Genomic DNA, 19,883 nt, shown 5'->3' with positions numbered 1-19,883 from the left:
CGCCGGAGAAAGACATGGCCAACTTCTATCGCACCTCCACCGCCAACATGTACGACAACGCCCTGCGCAACCTGGGCACGCGGCAGACGGCGTTGTCCAACCTGCAGGAAAACCTCACCTCCGGCAAGCGCGTGGTGCGCGCCAGCGACGACCCGGTGGCCGCCGCGCAGGCCGAGCGCGCGATGACCCGACTGGCACGCGTGCAGACCGACCAGCGCGCGCTGGAGAACCAGCGCAACTCCATCGCCCAGGCCGAATCGACCATGGGCGAGGCCGTGGACCTGGTGCAGGAGGCCCGCCAGCTCATCGTGAGCGCCGGCAACGGATCGCTCACGCCCAACGACCGCAAGACCATCGCCAATCAGCTGCAGGGCCTGCGCGAGCAGCTGTCCTCCATGGTCAACCGCAAGGACAGCAACGGCATGCCGCTGCTGGGCGCCCTGGGCAGCGCGCTCACGCCTTTTCTCGGGCCGCAGTCCGGCAGCCCCGACTACACCTTCTCCGGCCTGCCCGGCCAGGGCTCGGGCACAGACAGCTCGCTGCCCCTGTCGCTGGACGGCGAATCGGCCTTCATGTTCGTGCCGCAGCGCGACGGCGCCTACAACGCCGCCGTCACCACCAGCTCGACCGACCACCTGCTGACCACCGACGGCATCAAGCCCACCGACACCAGCCTCATCACGGGCAACAACTACCAGATCGTCTTCAGCGGCGTGGGCCCGGGCGCCACGGCAGGCACCACGACGGCCACGTACACCATCACCAACACCACCACCGGCGTGTCGTCCGCGCCCGTGACGGTGCCCGACTTTCCGTCCGACAAGCCGGTGAGCATCGGCGTGACCGGCATCCCCGGCATGAGCTTCAACATCACCGGCACGCCCGTCAAGAAGGTCGATGGCACCTACAGCCTCTCGCCCGCCAACGGCGACAGCATTTCGCTGCAGCCCAGCGCCAGCATCTTCAGCACGCTGGACAGCGCCATCCGCGACATCGGCAACGCCACCACCAGCGGCGCGGCCTCGCAGGCCGTGGGCCAGGCCCTGAACAACATCGACATCGGCATGGAGCGCATGCACAACATGCGGGGCTACGCGGGCGAGTTGCTCAACCGCGCCGACCGCATCACGGGCGACCAGGACAAGCGCGCCGTGCAGCTCGAAGCCGACCGTTCGCGCGCGGAGGATCTCGATATGATCAAGGGCATTTCCGACTTCCAGAACAACCAGGTCGGGTATGAAGCGGCCCTGAAGTCCTATGCCCAGGTGCAGAAGCTGTCCCTCTTCAACTACATCGGCTGAGCCCGCGCGGTAACGGCCGCCTTCGCATCCCATGGTCCAATCCGTTCTTGGCAGCCTTCTCCTCGGTTACCGCCCACTGTGGAACCAGGCGCGGCGCCTGGCAGCCGTGCAGCTCTATGTGCAAAGCGACGGCGCCGCTGTCGTGGATGCGCCCCACCTGCTGCGCACCTTGCAGGAACTGTGGAGCGCCAGCTCGCCCCCCCTGCTGCTGTCCCCGCAAACGCCGCAGCTGCTCACCGACCTGCTGACCCAGGCGCCGCGCGGCGCCCCCTGGATCGAAGTGCGCAACGAATGGCTGGGCGATCCGGCCTTGCTCGCCCAGGTGCAGGCCGCCCACCAGCGCGGCCTGAAACTCGTCTGGCGCGGCGAACTGCACCACCTGCCCGAGCCCGCTGTGGCCGGCTGCTTCGACAACAGCCTGCTCACCCTCAGCGCCGCCGACGCCATGGCCGCGCTCAAGGCCACCGCCGCCGTGCCCCGCGCCGGAGCGGGCGCCCCCCACCAGGCCGCCGTAGGCCAGCAGCCGCAGCAGCCCAGCCCCGTGCTGGCCGGACAGATGTACGAGAACGTGGCCAGCCGCGCCCTCATGGAACACTGCCTGGACCGGCACAAGGCCCTGGCCCTGGCCGGCTGGCCCGCGGAAGACGTGCTGTACGAACTGCGCCACCAGCCGCCCCAGCCCGGGCACGACACGGTGCTCAAGCTGATGAAGGCCATCGACGCCGAGCAGTCGCTGGAGGCCTTTGAACAGATCCTGGGCGAAGACCCGTTGCTCGCCTACCGCTTCATGGTCTACACCAACTCGGCAGCGCTCGGCCTGCGCACCGGCGTGGATTCGCTGCGGCGCGGCCTGGTGATGATGGGCTACGGCTCGCTCAAGCGCTGGCTGTCGGACCAGCTGCCGCACGCCAGCACCGACCCCAACCTGCAGCCCATCCGCGAATCCATGGTGCTGCGCGCCCGCCTGACCGAGCGCCTGCTGGACGCCGGCGTGGAAAACGACCTGCGGCGCGAAATCTACCTGTGCGGCCTGCTCTCGCAGATGGACGACCTGCTGGGCGAACCCCTGGGCGCCATCCTGCGCCGACTGCCCCTGTCCGAACGCATCTACGACGCCACCGTGCTGCACACCGGGCCGTACGCGGCCAGCCTGGAGATGGCCTGCGCGCTGGAGACGGACAACGGCGCGGCGATCCGCCAGCTGTGCGAGACGCACGAGATGGATCTGGAAGAGGTGAATCGGGGGTTGCTGCGGGTGTTGGCGGATCTGGATGTGAAGCGCGGGGGTTGACGACCCAAGCGTTGGAGATCGAAGTCGGGGCATGGCGTTGGGCCCAGTGATTCGCAGAAGCGGTAGTGGCAAGCGGAGAAACGTCGCAGAGCACCTTCCGATCGCTCCTCTTTGGCTTGAGCTCGTGCGCAGGCACGCGGGTTCTTTTTTCTGACAGCGAGCTGCCCACGGCGGGGGTAGCTCGCACACGCTGCAGACGTTGGTGTCAGTCGATGGTGGGGCTTTGGCCCAACCGGTCGGTGGCGTGCACGCGGTGGCTCAGGCGGTGATTGTCGAAGTTTGATAAGTCTATCCAGGTTGCGTGCATTACTTGTTTGATTTACAGCCTCTAACTTTCAAAGCAATTTTTATAAACAGTACAGCCTTGGAAAATTAAATACCTTACGAGTAGGCACAAGGAGAAATTCGACCCCTCCTGTTTTATAAAAAATCTGCCACCCTCTGGAATCATAGAGATTTTTGCAAAATCAAAATCAATTTGATTTTTCAGAACTATATCTCCATGTGTCTTGCCCAACAGCTCAGCAACAATTACATTGTAATCAACACCCCACACACCCCATTTTTCAACCTCTATTGCAGGTCTATTTTTAACATGCAAGCTGACCGTCACCCGCCCCCCAACATCAAAACCAAGTTGTCCATAAAAAACTTCTCCAAAATCTCCTTCTGGGAAAAGTTTTTTCAAAAAATCATTCCTATCTTTATATTCAATCATAAGTGCAAGGAGATCTTATACAGCCACAAAATTCAAGCAGAACCTCAATTTATGAATTTTCATTGAATTGTCCTTTGTAAAAAATCTTCTCGCCAGCTGCTTTATTGCATGCTACCTACTGACGACACCTGATTGCCGCTTAAGTCCTCAGGCAGCAAGCCCTCCATGAGCAATAATTTTTAATCGACGCTTTTTGGAGGTTTATTTTCAATAACAAAAACCTCATTTAAGGGGCACTCAAAATACCCCCATTTTTGCCAATTAGCCGTCAACCACCCTAAATCAACAGCGTATCCATCATTTCCAGCAGGCAGAGATTCCGGAGGGAGCACAGCATAAGTGATTCCAGCCTTATACCCGGAAGAGACCATTAAAGAATAGTTGCCATCAGCTTTATTAAAACACTCTACGACCATAAAATCCACAAAATCCTCATAAGGACTCTTCCCGGTGCATCTCAAAATTGTGCCGCGGGACAAATTCCCAGAATAGTCAATTAACTTGATAGCCATACAACTCCATTATTAACATCTTAAATTATGCTTTCCAGAGCTATCAGCGGGCTTTGTTTGTTTCCCATCAATATTAAACTCACCCATATGACGACCTTTACTATCCGTATGCTCTATTCGTCCATGCTGGGTGTCCGCAGCCCTTAGATCTCCTGAGGCGGTTCTATATACATCTCTACCATTGTTTTTACTAAGCTTCGAGTCGGGCTCCCACCCGTTTCTGCTTGCTACTTTTTGAATTTTTCCTCTTACTGCCGCAACTCTTTCGGAAGGTGGCATTTTAGAAATTCTTGCTTCAAAATCCGCCGCACTTTCAGGCTTAGCATTCCACCCCCAAGGATCCACCCAAGCAATCGGATTCGGCGCATATTGATGCAGGTTCATTCCACCCGCTAACCCAATCGGGTCTGGCGTCGTGAACGCTCCCACCTCCGGTTCGTAATACCTAAATGTGTTGTAGTGCAACCCTGTCTCGCGATCCAAGTACTGCCCCTGCATCCGAAGGTTCTGTGGTGCAACCGCTTGCCCGCCAGCAACAGCCTGCCCCATCGGGCGTCCGACATCGTCAAAGGCCTGCCAGCTTTCGCTGACGGCACTTCCCCAGGTTTTGTATTGCGCCCGCCAGACCAGACTGCCCCGGTTATCGCTCAACTCCTCTGGCAGTCCGTTGGGCTGGTTGTGGAAGTAGTACACCTGCGCATTGGGCACGGCTGCGTTGCGGCTGAAACTCGGCTCCGGTATCTGGGAGTGAGATTTGCCGCCCTCATTCGCGTCGTTGGCCGCAACCACGTTGAACCGATCCTCCCAATCTGGATTCGTCGTCGGAACAGACTGCGCCTTCCCTTCTTTCGCATTGGCCCCGAACGCATGCTGCGCCGCAGGGTGGGGTTCGATCGCCCCCAGCCCGTCGATCCGTGCCAACGGGCTGTAGCTGTCAGGCTCGTACAGGTACGTGCTGCAGTGTTCGCCCCGGCGCTCCTGCAGCAGCCGCATACCTTCCCACGTGAACAGCGTGGTACCGAAATCATCCGACTTGGCGATCCGCCGACCAAGCGCGTCGTAGTGGTAGCAGAACACTTGCCGCACAGGCTCACCATTGCCTCCTGCTCGCACCACTGCTGCATGCGTCATCCGGTGCTGCGCGTCGTACCGGAAGTGCTGCTCGGTATGTGAACCGATCCGCTTGCGGATCAGCCGGCCGAAACCGTCGTAGTCGTAGCGCTTGTCCTCCAGAACCTTCACCCGGTTGTCGCGCACCCAGCCACGTCCCTGCGTCGCGAGTGCGCCAGCTTCCAGGGCGTTGATCCGGTTGCCTGCCGGGTCGAAATGGAATGATTCGTTGAGTTGCGGATGTCCAGTGTGCTGCGCACTGGTAACGCGGCCACTCGCGTCATAAAGGTAGCGGGTCTGCCCATTGCGGCTGTGGTGAAGGCTTTGCAGTTCGCCGTTGCGGTCGTAGTCGTAGCGCTTGAGCAGGGTGTCATCCAGGCCCGGCTGCTGCAGCCGCGCGTTCCACTCGGCGCTTTGCGGGCTCCACTGGCCAGTGCCATTGCCGACCCGGAGCATGGCCGGGCGTACCCAGGCCGCGCTTCTACGGCCTGCACCGTCATAAGCGAACCGGCTGGCCAACCGCCCCTGCGTGCGCAGCACTTCGCGGTGCAGATCGTCACGCTCAAAATCCGCCACGACGGCGCCGTCCAGGTTGATCTGGTGCAAATGCCCGCTGCCGTAGTGAAGGTGGTTGATGGTGCGTCCATCGGGCAGCACTGTGGCGATGCGATTGCCCAGCGCGTCGTATTGGTAGCGCACGGTGCTGCTGTGCGGAGCGCCGGGCACCACAGGGTGCACCGCCGTTTCTTGCAGCAATTGGCCCGCCTTGTCGTACTGCCATGCATGGCGAGACAGCAACTGACCCTCTGCGGTTTTCTCTTCCGCCTGCACCAGTTCCCCGGTTGGGCTGTAGGTGTATGCGGTTTGCATCTGCAGCTCTGGCTGTTCGGTTTCAGCACTCAGTGATGCCACCGTCTTTTTCACCAGTTGGCCGCCTGCGTCACGCACCAGACGGGTGCGAACCGGTTGTATCGGAGCATGGCCCGGCACTTCGTCACCCCCGCCGGGCATGGGATATTCCGTCACCCCCACCACCTGACCAGCGGCGTCGCGCTCGAGAACCTGCCGCGTGCCGTCGATGCGGGTTTCGCTGACGAGCCGGTCTGCGGCGTCGTAGGCGAACTGGTAAGCCTGTCGGTTTTCGTTGATTAGAACGGCCAACCGGTGGGCTGCGTCGTAGCCCAGTTGGATGTTGCTGTGCTGCGATCCCACGGTGCGGGTGCGACCGATCAACTGGCCGCGTGCGTTGTAGCTGTAGCTCGTGCCATGCCCCATCGCGTCGGTGGCGATGACGCACTGGCCCGCCGCGTTGTATTGGTATTGGTAGGAGCTGCCATCAGGCAGCGTGATGCGCAGCAGACGGCCTTTTGCATCGTGTTCGGTGCGGGTCGATTGCCCCAGCGCATCCGCTTCCGTCAGCGGATGGCCGCGGCGGTCATGGGTGAAGCGGGTGGTCTTGCCCGAGCAATCGGTGTAGGCCGTCAGCAGGCCTCGGGCGTCCCAAGCCAGCCTTTTGCGCCCTCCGTGTGCGTCGGTGATGACCAGCGGCAGGCCGCGCTCATCGTTGGCATAGGTGGTCTGGTGCCCCAGAGGGTCGGTTTCTCCGAGCAGGTTGCCGTAGTCGTCGTAGCGGTATTTCCAGGCGGCGCCTGCAGCATCGATGCTCGACTGCAGCAGGCAAGCCGGGGCCGGGGTCCACCGCATGCGCTGGATACGGCCCAGAGGGTCGGTCTCAGCGGTGACGTTACCGGCGTCGTCATAGGTCCACGTCGTCGTTCGGCCCAATGGATCGGTGTGCTGCAAGAGCTGCTTGGTGTCGCTCCATGCCTGGGTCCAGACACGGCCCAGGGTGTCGGTGTAAGAGACGATCTCGTGATCGGCATTCCAGGTCCAATGCTGGGTTCGGCCCTGAGCATCGGTCACGCCGGTGGTCTGCTTGGCTAGGTCATACGCGAACTGGTATCGCTCGCCATCGTCGGTCCAGTGCTGCACCACTCGAAGGTGCGGGCCCTTGCGCTCGCCCAGCGCCGCATCGAACCGCTCCCACGCGTAGTGGCAGACCAAACCCGTAGGCAGCCTGTGGCTGATCATGTGGCCCTGGTCGTAGGCAAAGCGCCGGACGACTTCCCCGTTACGGTCGATCACCTGCGCGAGTTGGGAATGGCCGGCATCTTGGTGATGCTGGTAACGCACGAGCACCTCCGGTGTCTCGTCTTCCGAGCCGATACGCAGCACGATCTGCCGCAGACGGCGGCTGGCCTCCGCATATTCAAACTCCAGCAGCCGGCCAGTGCTGTCCGCCACATGGGTAAGCCGGTAGTCCGCGTCGTAGCGCAGGGCATGGAAATTGCCGTTTCGGTCCTCGATACGCCGCAACTGCAGCACGCCCTGGCCTCTTGTCCCGCCCGGTACGGCATCTTCAGGTGCACCGAACCACTGGTATTGACCATCGCCGGTCACCGCAAAGTAATCACCACCCTCGCTACGGAAAACGCCGAAACCTTCCGCCACGCTGAAATGGCCCTCGCCGTGCGCCGGAGCGGCAAAAGTGACATCGCGCCCGTCCATATCGAAATAAGTGACCGTCGGCTCTCCCTGCGCATTGATGCCCAGGTGCAGTTGCACACAGTAAGGGGTGCTCCAGCCTTGGCCGAATGGGCCTTGCGTGCGCAGGTCAAGGCTGTTGTAGGTACGCTGCCAGACAATGGGCAGCACGCCTGGCAACACGAAATCCAGGTCATTGCCACCCGACAGCAGCTTGGCCCCGGTCGCGATGTGCACCGGATTGCCCAAAATGGCGGGCAGCGTCATGGCCGCAGAGCCTGCAGCCTGTGCAGCCTTCAGCAGACAGTTGATGTCCTTCAGGACGGCCCTCGGATTCTTGGCCATCCTCCAGAGACACTTGGCGTTCTTATAGAAACGGCGAGCTTCGAGCACGAAAAGTGCCGCACGCAGGGCGAACGACACTTCGTCATCGTAGTCCCGTACGGTTTCCGGCTCGCCGCCGATGAAGACGTTGGCGGACCCTTCATGGATCGACGCTCCGCAAATTACCTTGTCACCTTTGCGCGCGGCCAGCGCGTCGTTGATGATGGTTTGCTTGGGACCCTGGGCCGCTCCTTGTGCAATCAGATTGACGGGTTTGATGGTGTGCTTGCCACATTCGACCTCATCCAGCGGCACCTCATCGGTCGCCCGAGCGGCTCCCTTGCCGTTGATGATCACGTCCTGAGAGGCCGTCAGGATCTTGCCGGTGACCTCCCAACTCTCGGGAACGATCGCATCTGCAATCTTTTCGCCGATGGCTCCACCCACCATGCTGACTGCCACCGAAGCCAGCGCACCGGTGGCCACCACAGCGCCCACCAGAATGGGCGCAGCCAGCCCACCACTGACCACCGTGCCAACAGCGGCAACACCAGCCGCCACACCCGCCGCAATGGTGCCGGCGCAGACAGCACCCAGAATGGCAGCACCTGCAGCGATGCCCACCACTTTCGCCAGCAGTCGAGAATTGGCATTGCTGTGCGCGATCGGATCGTGGAGACGGGCAGCTTGCGGAAATTGGCTCATGGATGGTTTGGCAAAAGGCGATTTGCACGGTGCGCATTGGCACGGGAATGCAAGGCAACGGATGCCCTGCCCAACAGCAGGCTCAATCGCGTGGCTGGAAGCTGGCGCAGATGGTTTTCCAACGCTGCATTTGCGTGTCGGTGATAGGCGCCACCGATGCGGCCGTCAACACCAGCACCCGGACTTTGTCCGGCAGCAGCCACGAGCGCTGGCGCTGATAAACCCATTGGCCGTTTTGCTTGAACTTCTGCGAAACCTCCAGCCCGATGAGTTCATCCTGAGCTGCAGATTTCTGCTCGTGCCTCTCCGTGACTTCGAAATCTTTCACCTGCAAAGTCACGGACTTGATCTGGCGCTCCATGAACGCGCCATAACTCTCGCCAGCATCGAGGCGGTCGCGCGTCACTATCAAGCTCAGGTCCAGCCCGCTCGTGCCCGTCATCAGCATGTTCATGCTGTTGTCCTGAAGGCCTGCGGGCAATTCGAACGTGCCCTCTTGGATATGAAACTGCATTCGGTGCTTTCGGTTTTATGGGGGAAAAAGCGATCGATCGGCGGGCGGCGTTCCGCCTTACTCACCGGATGAGCAATTGAGTTGAATGGGCGCGCCGTGCACGTCCAATAGTTCAGAAAGATCGATCAGACCGTTCTTGCCCTTGATGACGACCACGCCCTGATCGGTCAGCTTGATCGACGCCTGGCCCTCGCCTTCGCCAATGGTCAGGGTGATGCTTTCCCCGGCCTGCAGACGGATGTGCTTGGCGGCCTTGATAAGCACGGAGTCGCTCGTCGCCTGCACGTTGACGTTCTGGTTCCCGATCACGGTAGCCGTGTCGGCTTTGGAGGCCAAGGTGATGTTGTGCTGCGCGGTGAGGTTCATGTTGCCCGTCTGGGCTTCCGACGCCACATCGCCCTGCGCCACGGTGTTGCGCTGGCCGCCTTCGGACACGTGGATCAGCATGCCGCTCTTGGCCAGTTGCGTGAGCTGTGCACCGCTGGACACCGTGATGTGCTCTTTGGCATGCATGGACGCGCTTTGCCCCGAGCTGATGACAATGGGCTTGGGACTGATCATCGAATGCCCTTCAGGGCTCACGATCGACACGATCGGCTTGGTGATGTCCTTTGACAGTTCACGCAGGGCCTGTGCCTGCGGCATTGCCGGGTCGGTGTTGGAAGGCAGTAGCATTTCAGGACCACCACCACCACCACCGCCGCCGTGGCCGTCGCCACCCGATCCGCCGCTGAACGCGGACAGCGCCGCTGAGGCCTTGGACAGCGTGGCGACTGCCGCTTTGCCCCCGGTCATGGCGGCAATGCCTGCGCTCAGTTCCATCATGTGCGAGGTCTTGAGCCCATTGATGGCGCCAATGGCGCTGTTCATTGCGTTGACCGCTTGGCCGGCTTCCTCCATCAACGCCGCAGTCCCCGCCAGCCCATCTCCCAGCTGATCGAACCCATCGGGGTTGTTGCTCGCCACCTTGGAGGTGAAGTCCTGCGGGTACGTGGTGATCAGCAGCCCCTTGTCCGCCCGGATCGACCCCCACAGGTCCGTGCGCAGCTCGAACCCGTACCCGCGCTGCGAGCCGCTGCCCTGGTGCATCAGGTACCCCATGTTCAGGTACGTGTTGCCGTAGGTGTTGGACAGCTCCAGGTGCTCGATGCCCTTCTTGTCCTCAAAGCGCAGCATGCTCGCCCCGCCCCCGCCCTTGCTCCAGTTCGTGAGCGTGCCCGACTGCGTCTTGTTGTCCGGCAGCTTCCACGGCGGCATCTGGATGCCGTTGTACACCCGCCCGGTGATGATGGGGTAGTCCGGATCGCCGTTCAGAAAGTCCACGATGACTTCCTGCCCGATGCGCGGGATGTGGATGCTGCCGTAGTTCAGCCCCGCCCAGGGGTGCGACACCCGCACCCAGCAGCTGGAGTTCTCGTCCATGGCCCCGATGCGGTCCCAGTGGAACTGCACCTTCACCCGCCCGTACTGGTCGGTCCAGATCTCCTCGCCCGGCGGGCCCACCACCACGGCGGTCTGTGGGCCGGTGGTCTTGGGCTTCGGGGTGGTGCGCGCGGGCGTATACGGCAGGCTGGTGGGCTGGGCCTGCAGGGTGAACTTCTGGAACGAGCCCTCCTCCTGCGGCGTGCCCTTGGTGCCCGGCGCCACGGCGCTGACCTGGGGGTTTTCCTTGAAGTGGTACTCCAGCCCGGTCAGCAGGTATTGCTGGTTCTGGTCCTCGCGCGGGTGGTTCTCTAGGGTGAAGGTGTAGCCGGGCGCCAGCGCCCGGTGGCGCGACTCGCCCCGCACGGTGCTGTGCCCGGTCAGGCTCGATTGCAGCCGCGAGCGCGCGTAGTTCTCGCCGTCGCCGAACTCGGTGTACCCGCCCGGCCATTCGTAGATCTCGTGGCTGTCGTGCGCGTGCCCCGGCGGGGTCTGGCGCATGTTGGACAGGTCGGCCTTGGGTTTCTTGAAGTCGTAGTCGTCGTTGTAGTGCCGCCCGGGCTTGATCTCCTGCGCCAGCTGCCAGGCGTGGATGTTCTCCTTGTCGGCGACGGCGGCCTTCTCCGGCGGATAGAACGGGATGACGGCGGCGCCCGCGAGCGGGCTGTGCGAGGCGACGATGTCGTCGGCCAGGGTGAGCACGTGCTGGCCAGCGCTGTGCTCGTGGAAGTAGTAGATGCCCTCGTGCTCCATGAGGCGCGAGACGAAGGCGCAGTCGGTCTCGTTGTACTGCACGCAGTAGTCCCAGGTGCGGTAGCTCTGGGTGAGCTTGCGCTGCAGCGGGTAGCCGTACTTGCCGAGCACCTCCTCGATGATGTCGGGCACGGTCTTGTTCTGAAAGATCTTGAAGTCGCTTTGCCGCGTGGCCAGCCACAGCCAGGGGCTCAGGCGGGCCTTGTAGGTGTAGAAGCGGTGGTCCTGGCCCTGCAGCCCGAAGCGGGTGACGATGCCGTCCAGGTAGCGCGTGCCGCCCCCTTCGGTCTCCACCACGATGGTGGCGCTCTTGCCCAGCAGGGCCTTGGGGTCGATGGATTTGCTCTCGCTCAGCAGGTCCACGTCCAAGGAGAACAGCTCGCTCAGCGCTTCTTTGCCCTGCAGCTGGCGAAACTGCAACTGCTCGCCCAGGGGCGTCTGGATGGTGACTCGGCGTGTCATGGGTGCAGCGGCCGCGAAGGGCCGGTGGGTCGGATTGGAATGGGCCGAATGATAGTGCGCGGCTGAGCGCATCCCACCCCCCGGAAATCCCCCCGCCAGCGGGAAAATGCCTCTAGATGTAACCAATTGCGGCCGTTTCGGCCGCAACGCACACGAAATCACACAGACGGCCGCCCCATCTCCAGGCCCATGGGGCACCGCCCGGCGGCCACCGGGCCTCCCCCGGAGTCACCCCCGCACGCCCCCGGCCAGGGCCGCCGCCTGCTGCTGGAACACGCGCCAGAACGCCGCGTCCTGCGTGGTGGTGAAGTTGATGCGCATGAGCGTGCACGGCTGGCGGCTGGCGTGGAACAGCGCGCCCGGCGCGAGCAGGTAGCCCTCGTCCAGCATGCGCTGGGCCAGCACGTCGGTGTCCACGCCCGTCTCGACCCAGCCGAACATGCCGGCCGGCTCGGCCGCGAAGGTGCAGCCGGCCTCCAGCGCCAACTGCACGCTGCGCGCACGGGCCTGGGCCAGCCGCTGGCGCATGCGGTCGCTGTGTCGGCGCAGCATGCCCTGCTCGATGCACAGGGCCATGGCTTTTTCCAGCAGCGAGGGCGTGGTCAGCGTGGACAGCAGCTTGGTGTCCAGCAGCGGCTCCACCAGGTCGGGCGGCGCGGCCAGGTAGCCGATGCGCCAGTTGGGCGCGAGGATCTTGGCGAAGCCGCTCACGTAGATGGTGCGCGCCAGGCCGTCCAGCACCGTGAGGCGGGTGGCGTGTTCCGGCGCGATGTGGCTGTAGGTGTCGTCTTCGACGATATGAAAGCCGTGCCGCCCGGCCAGCTGCAGCACCTGGTGTGCGCTGCCCGGCGTGAGGCAGTAGCCGGTGGGGTTGTGGAACACGCTCACGCTCACGAAAAGCTTGGGGGCATGCACCTCGCAGTAGCGCTCCATCACGGCGAGGTCGGGGCCCTGGGCGCCGCGCGGCACCGGCAGGATGCGCATGCCCAGCGCGTCGAGCCGCGCGAACTCCACCGACCAGCCGGGTTCTTCCACCATCACGGTGTCGCCCGCCTTCAGCAAAGTGCGGCTCACGATGTCCAGCGCGTGCGTGGCGCCCATGGTGGTGATGACCTGGCTGGCCTGTGCGGGCACGCCGAAGCCCTGCAGGCGCCGGGCCAGCACCTCGCGCAGGGTGGGCTCGCCCATGGGGTCGCCGTACTGCAGCGAGCTGTCCTGCAGCGCCCGGCCGCTGGCAACCTTGCGCACCGCCGCGCCCATGAAGGTGTTCTCCAGCCAGTCGCGGGGGAACACGCCGGCCCCCGGCTGCGGGTGGCTGGAGGCCTGGTGGAACATGCCGCGGATCAGCGCCGTGGCATTGACGCACGAGCCCGAAGGCAGCGGGGAAAGCACGGGGGACGATTTGCGGTCGTTTGCTATTTTTTCTATAGCGCCATGCCCTAGTGGAATATGTCCTTCAGGCATTTTTTGTGCAATATCGCGCACATAGAAGCCCCGCTGGCTGCGGGCCTCCACCAGGCCCTGCGCGAGGAGCTGGTCGTACGCGGCCACCACCGTGTACGCGCTCACGCCCTGCAGCCGAGCGCATTCGCGCACCGAAGGCAGCCGCGCACCGGCGGGCAGCAACCGGGCCCGGATGCGTTCGGCGAAGCGCTCGGCCAGTTGTTCGGTCAGGGATCGTCGGGCGGTGCGGGTCAGCATGGCGGGTGGGCTCCTTCACTGTGCTGATGCAAACACCAATACAGATCATGAAATTGTCGAAATAACTGTATTGCAACTGTAACGGAATCTGCTCCTACATTGGAAGCCACACCCCCTACAACACCCCATGCCCTTCGTCGAATTCACCGCCCTGCTGGCCCTGGCCACCGCCATGAGCTTCAGCCCCGGTCCCAACACCACGCTGGCCACGGCGATCGCCGCCAACCGCGGCCTGCGCCACGCGATGCGCTTCGTCTGGGCGGTGCCCCTGGGCTGGAGCGCCCTGCTGCTGGTGTGCGCGGGCGGTGTCGGCGCGCTGGTGATGGCGGTGCCGGCGGTGCGCCTGGGCATCAAGGTGCTGGGCATCGGCTACCTGCTGTGGCTGGCCTTCAAGCTGAGCCGCAGCGCCCAACTGGGCCAGGCGCAGGCCGGGCGCATGGACGTGGGCTTCTGGCAAGGCGCGGCGATGCAGTTCGTCAACATCAAGGCCTGGCTGCTGGCGCTGACCATCGTGGCCGGCTGGATCGCCGGGCGCGACGATGCCTTGGCGCGGCTGGGCGTGGTGCTGCCGGTGATGGTGGTGTTCGCCTTCTCCAGCAACCTGGTGTATGCCGCCACGGGCGCGCTGCTGCGCCACTGGCTCGCCCAGGGCTCGCGGCTGCTGTGGTTCAACCGCGCCATGGCGCTGGTGCTCGCGCTCACCGCCGCCTGGATGGTGAACGCATGACCGTCCACCACCGCCGCTTGCGCCCCCTTTGTTTCACTGGACCCTGCCCATGACGCACCCCGCCACCTTGCCGAGCGCCCCCGGCGCCCCCACCACCGGCTGGCAGTCGCCCGAAACGCGCGGCCTGCTGTGGGGCCTGCTGGGCGTCACCATCTTTGCCTTCACCCTGCCCATGACGCGGCTGGCCGTGGGCACGCCCGAGGCGCCGCAGATGTCCGGCGTCTTCATGGCCATGGGCCGGGCGGCGATCGCGGGGGTGCTGTCGGCGCTGTTGCTGTGGGCGCGCCGCGCGCCCTGGCCGCGGCCCGAGGACTGGCGGCCACTGGCCTTCACCGCGCTGGGCGTGGTGTTCGGGTTTCCGCTGCTCACCTCGCTGGCCATGCGCCACGTGGGCGCGGTGCATGCCAGCGTGATCATCGGCATGCTGCCGCTGGCCACGGCCGGCGTGGGCGCGCTGCTGCACCGCCAGCGCCCGTCGCCGCGCTTTTGGCTGTGCGCGCTGCTGGGCACGGCGATGGTGGTGGCGTTCGCGGTGCTGCGCTCGGGCAGCGCAGGCCTGTCGCTGCACCCGGCCGACCTGCTGCTGTTCGCGGCCGTGCTGTGCGCCGCCGTGGGTTACGGCTACGGCGCGCGGCTGTCGCAGCGCATGCCCTCGGGCTCGGTGATCTGCTGGGCGCTGGTCATCTCGCTGCCCGCCACGCTGCCGCTGGGGGCCTGGTCGTGGCCCACGGCGCCCATGCCGGCATCGGCGTGGGGCGCACTGGCCTATGTGTCGGTGTTTTCGATGTGGCTGGGGTTTTTCGCGTGGTACCGGGGCCTGGCGCTCGGCGGCACGGTGCGCGTGAGCCAGGTGCAGCTGGTGCAGCCGTTCCTGGGCATGCTGTTTTCGGTGCCGCTGCTGGGCGAATCGCTCAATGCGGTCAGCCTGGGCTTCGGCATCGCGGTGATGGCCACGGTGGTGGTCGGCCGACGCGCCCCGGTGCGACAAGGCCCCGCCAGGAACCCCCAACCCGCCGCGATGCGCGGTTAAGCTCTTTCCCCGGCGGGCCCACCCGCATGCCCGCCACCCGCCGCACAACGGCTTCCTCAACGACGACCCCGGCGCCCCGGAGAACAAGCGCCCCCTGGAGATGCACTCAATGACGAACTGGACCCTGGCCGCACGCGCCGCGAAGATGAACCCCTCGGTGATCCGCGAGATCCTGAAAGTGACCGAGAAGCCCGGCATCATCAGCCTGGCGGGCGGACTGCCCTCCCCCAAGACCTTCCCCATCGACGACTTCGCCAAGGCCTGCAGCGCCGTGCTGTCGCAGGACGGCCAGTCGGCCCTGCAATACGCCGCGAGCGAGGGCTACCAGCCGCTGCGCCAGGCGGTCGCCGACTTCCTGCCGTGGGACGTGAGCGTCGAGCAGGTGCTGATCACCACCGGCTCGCAGCAGGGCCTGGACCTCGTGGCCAAGGTGCTGATCGACGCCGGCAGCCGCATCCTGGTGGAAACGCCCACCTACCTCGGCGCGATCCAGGCCTTCGCGCCCATGGAGCCCGAAGTGGTGAGCGTGGCCAGCGACGACGAAGGCGTGCAGATCGATGACCTGGCCCTGAAGGCCGGCAGCGGTGCCGACAAGGCGCGCTTCTTGTACGTGCTGCCCAATTTCCAGAACCCCACCGGCCGCACCATGAGCGAGGCGCGCCGCGCTGTGCTGGTGGCCAAGGCCGCCGAGCTGAACCTGCCGCTGATCGAGGACAACCCCTACGGTGACCTGTGGTTCGACCAGCCCCCGCCCGCACCGCTGACCGCGCGCAACCCGGAAGGCTGCATCTATCTGGGCTCGTTCTCCAAGGTGCTCGCCCCCGGCCTGCGCCTGGGCTTCATCGTGGCGCCCAAGGCCGTGTTCCCCAAGCTGCTGCAGGCCAAGCAGGCGGCCGACCTGCACAGCCCGGGGTTCAACCAGCGCATGGTGCACGAGGTCATGAAGGACGGCTTCCTGGGCCGCCACGTGCCCACCATCCGCGCGCTGTACAAGCAGCAGCGCGACGCCATGCTGGAGGCGCTCACGCGCGAGATGGCCGGCCTGGACGTGCACTGGAACAAACCCGACGGCGGCATGTTCCTGTGGGTGCGCCTGCCCGAAGGCATGAGCGCCATCGACCTGCTGCCCGAGGCCGTGGACCGCAACGTGGCCTTCGTGCCGGGCGCGGCCTTCTATGCCGACAACGCCGACCAGCGCACCCTGCGCCTGTCGTTCGTGACGGCCAGCGCCGCGCAGATCAACACCGGCGTGGGCGCGCTGGCAGCGGCCATCCGGGCGCGCGTCGCCCAGAAGGCCTGACGCATGCTGCGGCTCTGGGGACGGCTGTCGTCCATCAACGTGCGCAAGGTCGTGTGGACCGTGCAGGAGCTGGGCCTGGAGCTGCAGCGCACCGACGCGGGCGGGCAGTTCGGCATCGTGTGCGAGCCGCAGTTCCTGCGGCTCAACCCGAACGGCATGGTGCCGCTCATCGAGGACGACGGCTTCACGCTGTGGGAGTCGAACGCCATCGTGCGCTACCTGTGCGCCAAGCACGCCAGCGGCACCCTCTACCCCGAGGACCTGCGCACGCGCTTCGTGGCCGAGCAGTGGATGGACTGGCAGCAGACCACGCTCAACCCCGCGGGGCGCGACGCGTTCCTGCAGTGGGTGCGCACGCCCGAGGCGCAGCGCGACCCGGCCGCCATCGCGCGGTCGGTGGCGGCCACCGAGCCGCTCCTGGACCGGCTGGAGGCGCACCTGGCGCAGCAGCCGTGCCTGGCCGGCGAGCGCTTCACCATGGCCGACATCGTGGTGGGCTGCGAGATCCACCGCTGGTGGGGCCTGCCGCAGGAGCGCGTTGCGCGCACCCACCTCGACGCCTGGTACCAGGGCCTGCTGTCGCGCCCCAGCGCACGCGGCGTGATCGACCAGCCGCTCGCCTGACCCCATCGCCCGCCATGCGCCAGCGCCCCTTCAAGCAGATCGACGTGTTCAGCCACCGCCCCGGCGACGGCAACCCGCTGGCCGTGGTGCTGGACGCGCAGGGCCTGGACGACGCCGACATGCGCCGCTTCGCCGCGTGGACCAACCTGTCGGAAACCAGCTTCCTGCTGCCGCCCACCGAGGCGGGCCGTACGGCGGGGGCCGACTACCGCGTGCGCATCTTCACGCCGCGCGGGGCCGAGCTGCCGTTCGCCGGGCACCCCACGCTCGGCACCTGCCACGCCTGGCTGGAGGCCGGCCAGGTGCCGCGCGATGCCGGCCTGGTGGTGCAGGAGTCGGCCGGTGGGCTGGTGCGCATCCAGCGCAGCGGCGACCGGCTGGCGTTCGCCGCGCCGCCGCTGCGCCGCAGCGATGCCAGCCCCGCGCTGGTGCCGCTGATCGCCGGGGCCCTGGGCATCCGGCCGCAGCAGATCGAGGCCGCCCAGCTGCTGGACAACGGCCCGCGCTGGCTGGGCCTGGTGCTCGACAGCGCCGAGACGGTGCACCGCCTGCGGCCCGACCACGCCCGGCTCAAGGACCTGGGCCAGGATGTCGGCGTGATCCACGTCGGCGCCGACGCCCACGATGCCACGCAGCCCGGCGTGGTGGTGCGCGCCTTCGCCGCGCCCATGGGCAACCCCGAAGACCCGGTCACGGGCAGCCTGAACGCGAGCTTCGCGCAGTGGCTCATCGCCGAAGGCCGCGCGCCGCACAGCTACCTCGTGGCCCAGGGCGAGAGCCTGGGCCGGGCCGGCCGTGTGCACATCCGCCAGGACGCGCAGGGCCAGGTCTGGGTCGGCGGCCGCAGCCTCACCTGCATCGAGGGAACCGCCCGCCTATGAGCTGCGCCCCGCCCGCCACCGCACCGCCGCGCCAGATCCCCACCGGCTGACGCGCCGCCCCCTTTTTTGAATGGTCGATGGGTCCCGGCGCCAGCCGCGCCGCGCTGCCGCATGGGCGCGCGGCCCGAAACGCCGGCCTGCCGACCCGCTTCCACCCCGTTTTCCATCGCCCCCGGCCCAGCGGCCGGCCTTTTTCCTCCCCGCAAAGAAGCCCACACCATGCGCCAACGCCCTTTCAAGCAAGTCGATGTGTTCACCCAGCAGCCCTACCTGGGCAACCCGCTGGCCGTGGTGCTCGACGGCTCGGACCTGTCCACCGAGCAGATGCAGCACTTCACCAACTGGACCAACCTGTCCGAGGCCACGTTCCTGCTGCCGCCCACCGAAGCCGGCCGGGCCGCCGGCGCCGACTACCGTGTGCGCATCTTCTGCCCCGGCCGCGAGCTGCCGTTCGCGGGGCACCCCACGCTGGGCAGTTGCCACGCCTGGCTGGAGGCCGGCGGCCAGCCGCGCACCGAGGGCGAGGTGGTGCAGGAATGCGCGCTGGGTCTGATCACGCTGCGCCGCGACGGCGACCGACTGGCCTTCGCCGCGCCGCCGCTGCTCAAGAGCGGGCCGCTGGCCGAAGAGGACGTGGCCCTGATCGCGCGCGGCCTGCGCATCGAGCGCAGCGACATCGTGGCGCATGCCTGGTGCGACAACGGCCCGAACTGGCGCGGCGTGATGCTCGCCAGTGCCGAGCAGGTGCTGGCCCTGCAGCCCGACAGTGCCGTCCTCGGCCAGCTGGACATCGGCGTGGTGGGGCCGCGCGGCAAGGTGGGCGTGGTCGGTGCGCATGCCGACGAGGGCATCGCCTTCGAGGTGCGGGCGTTCTTTCCGGGCAACAACGGCCTGGCCGAAGACCCGGTGACGGGCAGTCTCAACGCCGCCCTGGCGCAGTGGCTCATCGGCGCGCACCTGGCACCGCCCAGCTACGTCGCCAGCCAGGGCACGGCAATGGGCCGCGCCGGGCGCGTGCACGTGCATCAGGACGGCGAGCGCATCTGGATCGGCGGCGGTTCGGTCACCTGCGTGAACGGCGAGGTGCGGCTGTGAACCTGCCCGACGCCTGCATCGACCATCTCGTGGTGATGGCCGACCGCCTGGACAGCGGCGTGGACTGGTGCCGCCGCACCCTGGGCGTGGTGCCGGCCATGGGGGGCGAGCACCCGCTCATGGGCACGCACAACCGCCTGCTCAACCTCAGCGGCCCGGCGCACCCGCGCACCTATCTGGAAATCATCGCCATGAACCCCGGCGCCCCCGGGCCGGCGGCGGGCACACGGCGCTGGTTCGACATGGACGACCCCGCTCTGCAGGCGCGCGTGGCGCGCGACGGCCCGCAGCTCATCCACTGGGTGGCCTCGGTGCGCGACGTGGCCGCCGCCCATGCGGCGCTGGCCGCGCGCGGGCTGGACCGGGGCGAAGTCGCCACCGCCAGCCGCCCCACGCCGCTGGGGCTGCTGCAGTGGCAGATCACCCTGCGGCCGGACGGCCAGCGCCTGCTGGGCGGCTGCCTGCCCACGCTGATCCAGTGGGGCGAGCGCCATCCCTGCTACAGCCTGCCCGCCGCCAGCGGCGTGCAGCTGCAGTCGCTGCGGCTGGAGCACCCCGAGGCGCCCGCGCTGGCCAGCGCCTGCGCCACCCTCGGCCTGGGCACGCAGGTGACTGTGTCGCCCGGGGCCGCGCCGCGCCTGCAGGCCGTGCTGGCCACGCCCCGCGGCCCCGTCACCCTCGCATCGAAGGAGCCCGTCTGATGTTTCTCTTCACCTTCCAGGACATCCTACTGTTCGCGTTCGCCGCGCTGGTGCTCGTGCTCGTGCTCACGCCCGGGCCCAACAGGGTCTATTGCGTGTCCCGCAGCCTCACGCAGGGGCCGCGCGCGGGCCTGCTTGCGCTTCGCATCCTGTCCGAAAAGAAAGCCA

General features: G+C 65.9%; 15 protein-coding genes and 1 pseudogene. 10 read left to right on the top strand and 6 right to left on the bottom strand.

Translation table 11 applies throughout. The features are described 5' to 3' along the window. The first annotated feature begins 14 nt into the window (after positions 1 to 14). Complete coding sequence (gene flgL, locus AVTE2539_RS24385) at positions 15 to 1,301, top strand: flagellar hook-associated protein FlgL (protein WP_272565449.1); 1,287 nt, start codon at positions 15 to 17, stop codon at positions 1,299 to 1,301. Between the two features lie 31 nt (positions 1,302 to 1,332). Further along, positions 1,333 to 2,592 (top strand): HDOD domain-containing protein, encoded by a 1,260-nt coding sequence (locus AVTE2539_RS24380; protein WP_284414689.1) that lies wholly within the window; start codon positions 1,333 to 1,335, stop codon positions 2,590 to 2,592. A 328-nt stretch (positions 2,593 to 2,920) separates the two neighbouring features. Here the strand turns inward: AVTE2539_RS24380 and AVTE2539_RS24375 are convergent, their stop codons facing one another. From AVTE2539_RS24375 to AVTE2539_RS24350, 6 genes are all read right to left on the bottom strand, one after another. Continuing rightward, positions 2,921 to 3,280, bottom strand: coding sequence for a hypothetical protein (locus tag AVTE2539_RS24375; RefSeq protein WP_284414687.1), 360 nt, complete (start codon positions 3,278 to 3,280; stop codon positions 2,921 to 2,923). A 209-nt stretch (positions 3,281 to 3,489) separates the two neighbouring features. Then, the gene (gene imm45, locus AVTE2539_RS24370) at positions 3,490 to 3,822 is read right to left on the bottom strand and encodes an Imm45 family immunity protein (protein ID WP_284414685.1); all 333 of its coding nucleotides are present in this window, start codon (positions 3,820 to 3,822) and stop codon (positions 3,490 to 3,492) included. A 12-nt stretch (positions 3,823 to 3,834) separates the two neighbouring features. Further along, positions 3,835 to 8,505, bottom strand: a complete 4,671-nt coding sequence (locus AVTE2539_RS24365) for an RHS repeat-associated core domain-containing protein (protein WP_284414683.1) — start codon at positions 8,503 to 8,505, stop codon at positions 3,835 to 3,837. 82 nt (positions 8,506 to 8,587) lie between these two features. Continuing rightward, entirely contained in the window at positions 8,588 to 9,019 is a 432-nt protein-coding gene (locus tag AVTE2539_RS24360; protein WP_284407227.1) for a DcrB-related protein, read from the bottom strand. 57 nt (positions 9,020 to 9,076) lie between these two features. Next, a complete protein-coding gene (gene tssI / locus AVTE2539_RS24355) occupies positions 9,077 to 11,656 on the bottom strand; it encodes a type VI secretion system tip protein TssI/VgrG (protein ID WP_284414681.1) in 2,580 nt (859 codons plus the stop codon). Positions 11,657 to 11,884: 228 nt separating this feature from the next. Then, positions 11,885 to 13,357, bottom strand: coding sequence for an aminotransferase-like domain-containing protein (locus tag AVTE2539_RS24350; RefSeq protein WP_272566885.1), 1,473 nt, complete (start codon positions 13,355 to 13,357; stop codon positions 11,885 to 11,887). 127 nt (positions 13,358 to 13,484) lie between these two features. Here AVTE2539_RS24350 and AVTE2539_RS24345 point away from each other — a divergent pair, with 127 nt between their 5' ends. The 8 genes and pseudogenes from AVTE2539_RS24345 to AVTE2539_RS24310 form a co-directional block, all read left to right on the top strand. Then, complete coding sequence (locus AVTE2539_RS24345; RefSeq protein ID WP_284407225.1) at positions 13,485 to 14,084, top strand: LysE family translocator; 600 nt, start codon at positions 13,485 to 13,487, stop codon at positions 14,082 to 14,084. A gap of 49 nt (positions 14,085 to 14,133) precedes the next feature. Next, positions 14,134 to 15,114 carry a DMT family transporter gene (locus tag AVTE2539_RS24340; RefSeq protein WP_284414678.1) on the top strand — a complete coding sequence of 327 codons (981 nt, stop codon included), beginning with the start codon at positions 14,134 to 14,136 and terminating at the stop codon, positions 15,112 to 15,114. 109 nt (positions 15,115 to 15,223) lie between these two features. Continuing rightward, on the top strand, positions 15,224 to 16,414 hold the full coding sequence (locus AVTE2539_RS24335) for an aminotransferase-like domain-containing protein (protein ID WP_284414676.1): 1,191 nt from the start codon (positions 15,224 to 15,226) through the stop codon (positions 16,412 to 16,414). A gap of 3 nt (positions 16,415 to 16,417) precedes the next feature. After that, the gene (locus tag AVTE2539_RS24330) at positions 16,418 to 17,038 is read left to right on the top strand and encodes a glutathione S-transferase family protein (RefSeq protein ID WP_284414674.1); all 621 of its coding nucleotides are present in this window, start codon (positions 16,418 to 16,420) and stop codon (positions 17,036 to 17,038) included. Positions 17,039 to 17,052: 14 nt separating this feature from the next. Beyond that, complete coding sequence (locus AVTE2539_RS24325) at positions 17,053 to 17,919, top strand: PhzF family phenazine biosynthesis protein (RefSeq protein WP_284414672.1); 867 nt, start codon at positions 17,053 to 17,055, stop codon at positions 17,917 to 17,919. Between the two features lie 219 nt (positions 17,920 to 18,138). After that, positions 18,139 to 19,014, top strand: a complete 876-nt coding sequence (locus AVTE2539_RS24320) for a PhzF family phenazine biosynthesis protein (RefSeq protein ID WP_284403000.1) — start codon at positions 18,139 to 18,141, stop codon at positions 19,012 to 19,014. After that, positions 19,011 to 19,715: a VOC family protein gene (locus AVTE2539_RS24315; RefSeq protein WP_284407221.1), complete on the top strand. Its 705-nt coding sequence runs from the start codon at positions 19,011 to 19,013 to the stop codon at positions 19,713 to 19,715. Before AVTE2539_RS24320 ends, AVTE2539_RS24315 begins: the two co-directional genes overlap by 4 nt. Next, positions 19,715 to 19,858, top strand: a pseudogene (locus AVTE2539_RS24310) (LysE family translocator); the annotation flags it as partial. The gene AVTE2539_RS24315 and the pseudogene AVTE2539_RS24310, both read left to right, overlap by 1 nt. Positions 19,859 to 19,883 lie beyond the last annotated feature (25 nt).

Source organism: Acidovorax sp. SUPP2539 (assembly GCF_030158975.1).
Classification (GTDB): Bacteria; Pseudomonadota; Gammaproteobacteria; order Burkholderiales; family Burkholderiaceae_C; genus Paracidovorax.
This window is presented reverse-complemented; position numbering and strand designations above follow the sequence as displayed.

Coding starts and splice junctions, on each gene's coding strand:
- flgL (WP_272565449.1), top strand. CDS start 15: ATGGCCAACTTCTATCGCACCTCCACCGCCAACATGTACGACAACGCC.
- AVTE2539_RS24380 (WP_284414689.1), top strand. CDS start 1,333: ATGGTCCAATCCGTTCTTGGCAGCCTTCTCCTCGGTTACCGCCCACTG.
- imm45 (WP_284414685.1), bottom strand. CDS start 3,822: ATGGCTATCAAGTTAATTGACTATTCTGGGAATTTGTCCCGCGGCACA.
- AVTE2539_RS24365 (WP_284414683.1), bottom strand. CDS start 8,505: ATGAGCCAATTTCCGCAAGCTGCCCGTCTCCACGATCCGATCGCGCAC.
- AVTE2539_RS24360 (WP_284407227.1), bottom strand. CDS start 9,019: ATGCAGTTTCATATCCAAGAGGGCACGTTCGAATTGCCCGCAGGCCTT.
- tssI (WP_284414681.1), bottom strand. CDS start 11,656: ATGACACGCCGAGTCACCATCCAGACGCCCCTGGGCGAGCAGTTGCAG.
- AVTE2539_RS24350 (WP_272566885.1), bottom strand. CDS start 13,357: ATGCTGACCCGCACCGCCCGACGATCCCTGACCGAACAACTGGCCGAG.
- AVTE2539_RS24345 (WP_284407225.1), top strand. CDS start 13,485: ATGCCCTTCGTCGAATTCACCGCCCTGCTGGCCCTGGCCACCGCCATG.
- AVTE2539_RS24340 (WP_284414678.1), top strand. CDS start 14,134: ATGACGCACCCCGCCACCTTGCCGAGCGCCCCCGGCGCCCCCACCACC.
- AVTE2539_RS24335 (WP_284414676.1), top strand. CDS start 15,224: ATGACGAACTGGACCCTGGCCGCACGCGCCGCGAAGATGAACCCCTCG.
- AVTE2539_RS24330 (WP_284414674.1), top strand. CDS start 16,418: ATGCTGCGGCTCTGGGGACGGCTGTCGTCCATCAACGTGCGCAAGGTC.
- AVTE2539_RS24325 (WP_284414672.1), top strand. CDS start 17,053: ATGCGCCAGCGCCCCTTCAAGCAGATCGACGTGTTCAGCCACCGCCCC.
- AVTE2539_RS24320 (WP_284403000.1), top strand. CDS start 18,139: ATGCGCCAACGCCCTTTCAAGCAAGTCGATGTGTTCACCCAGCAGCCC.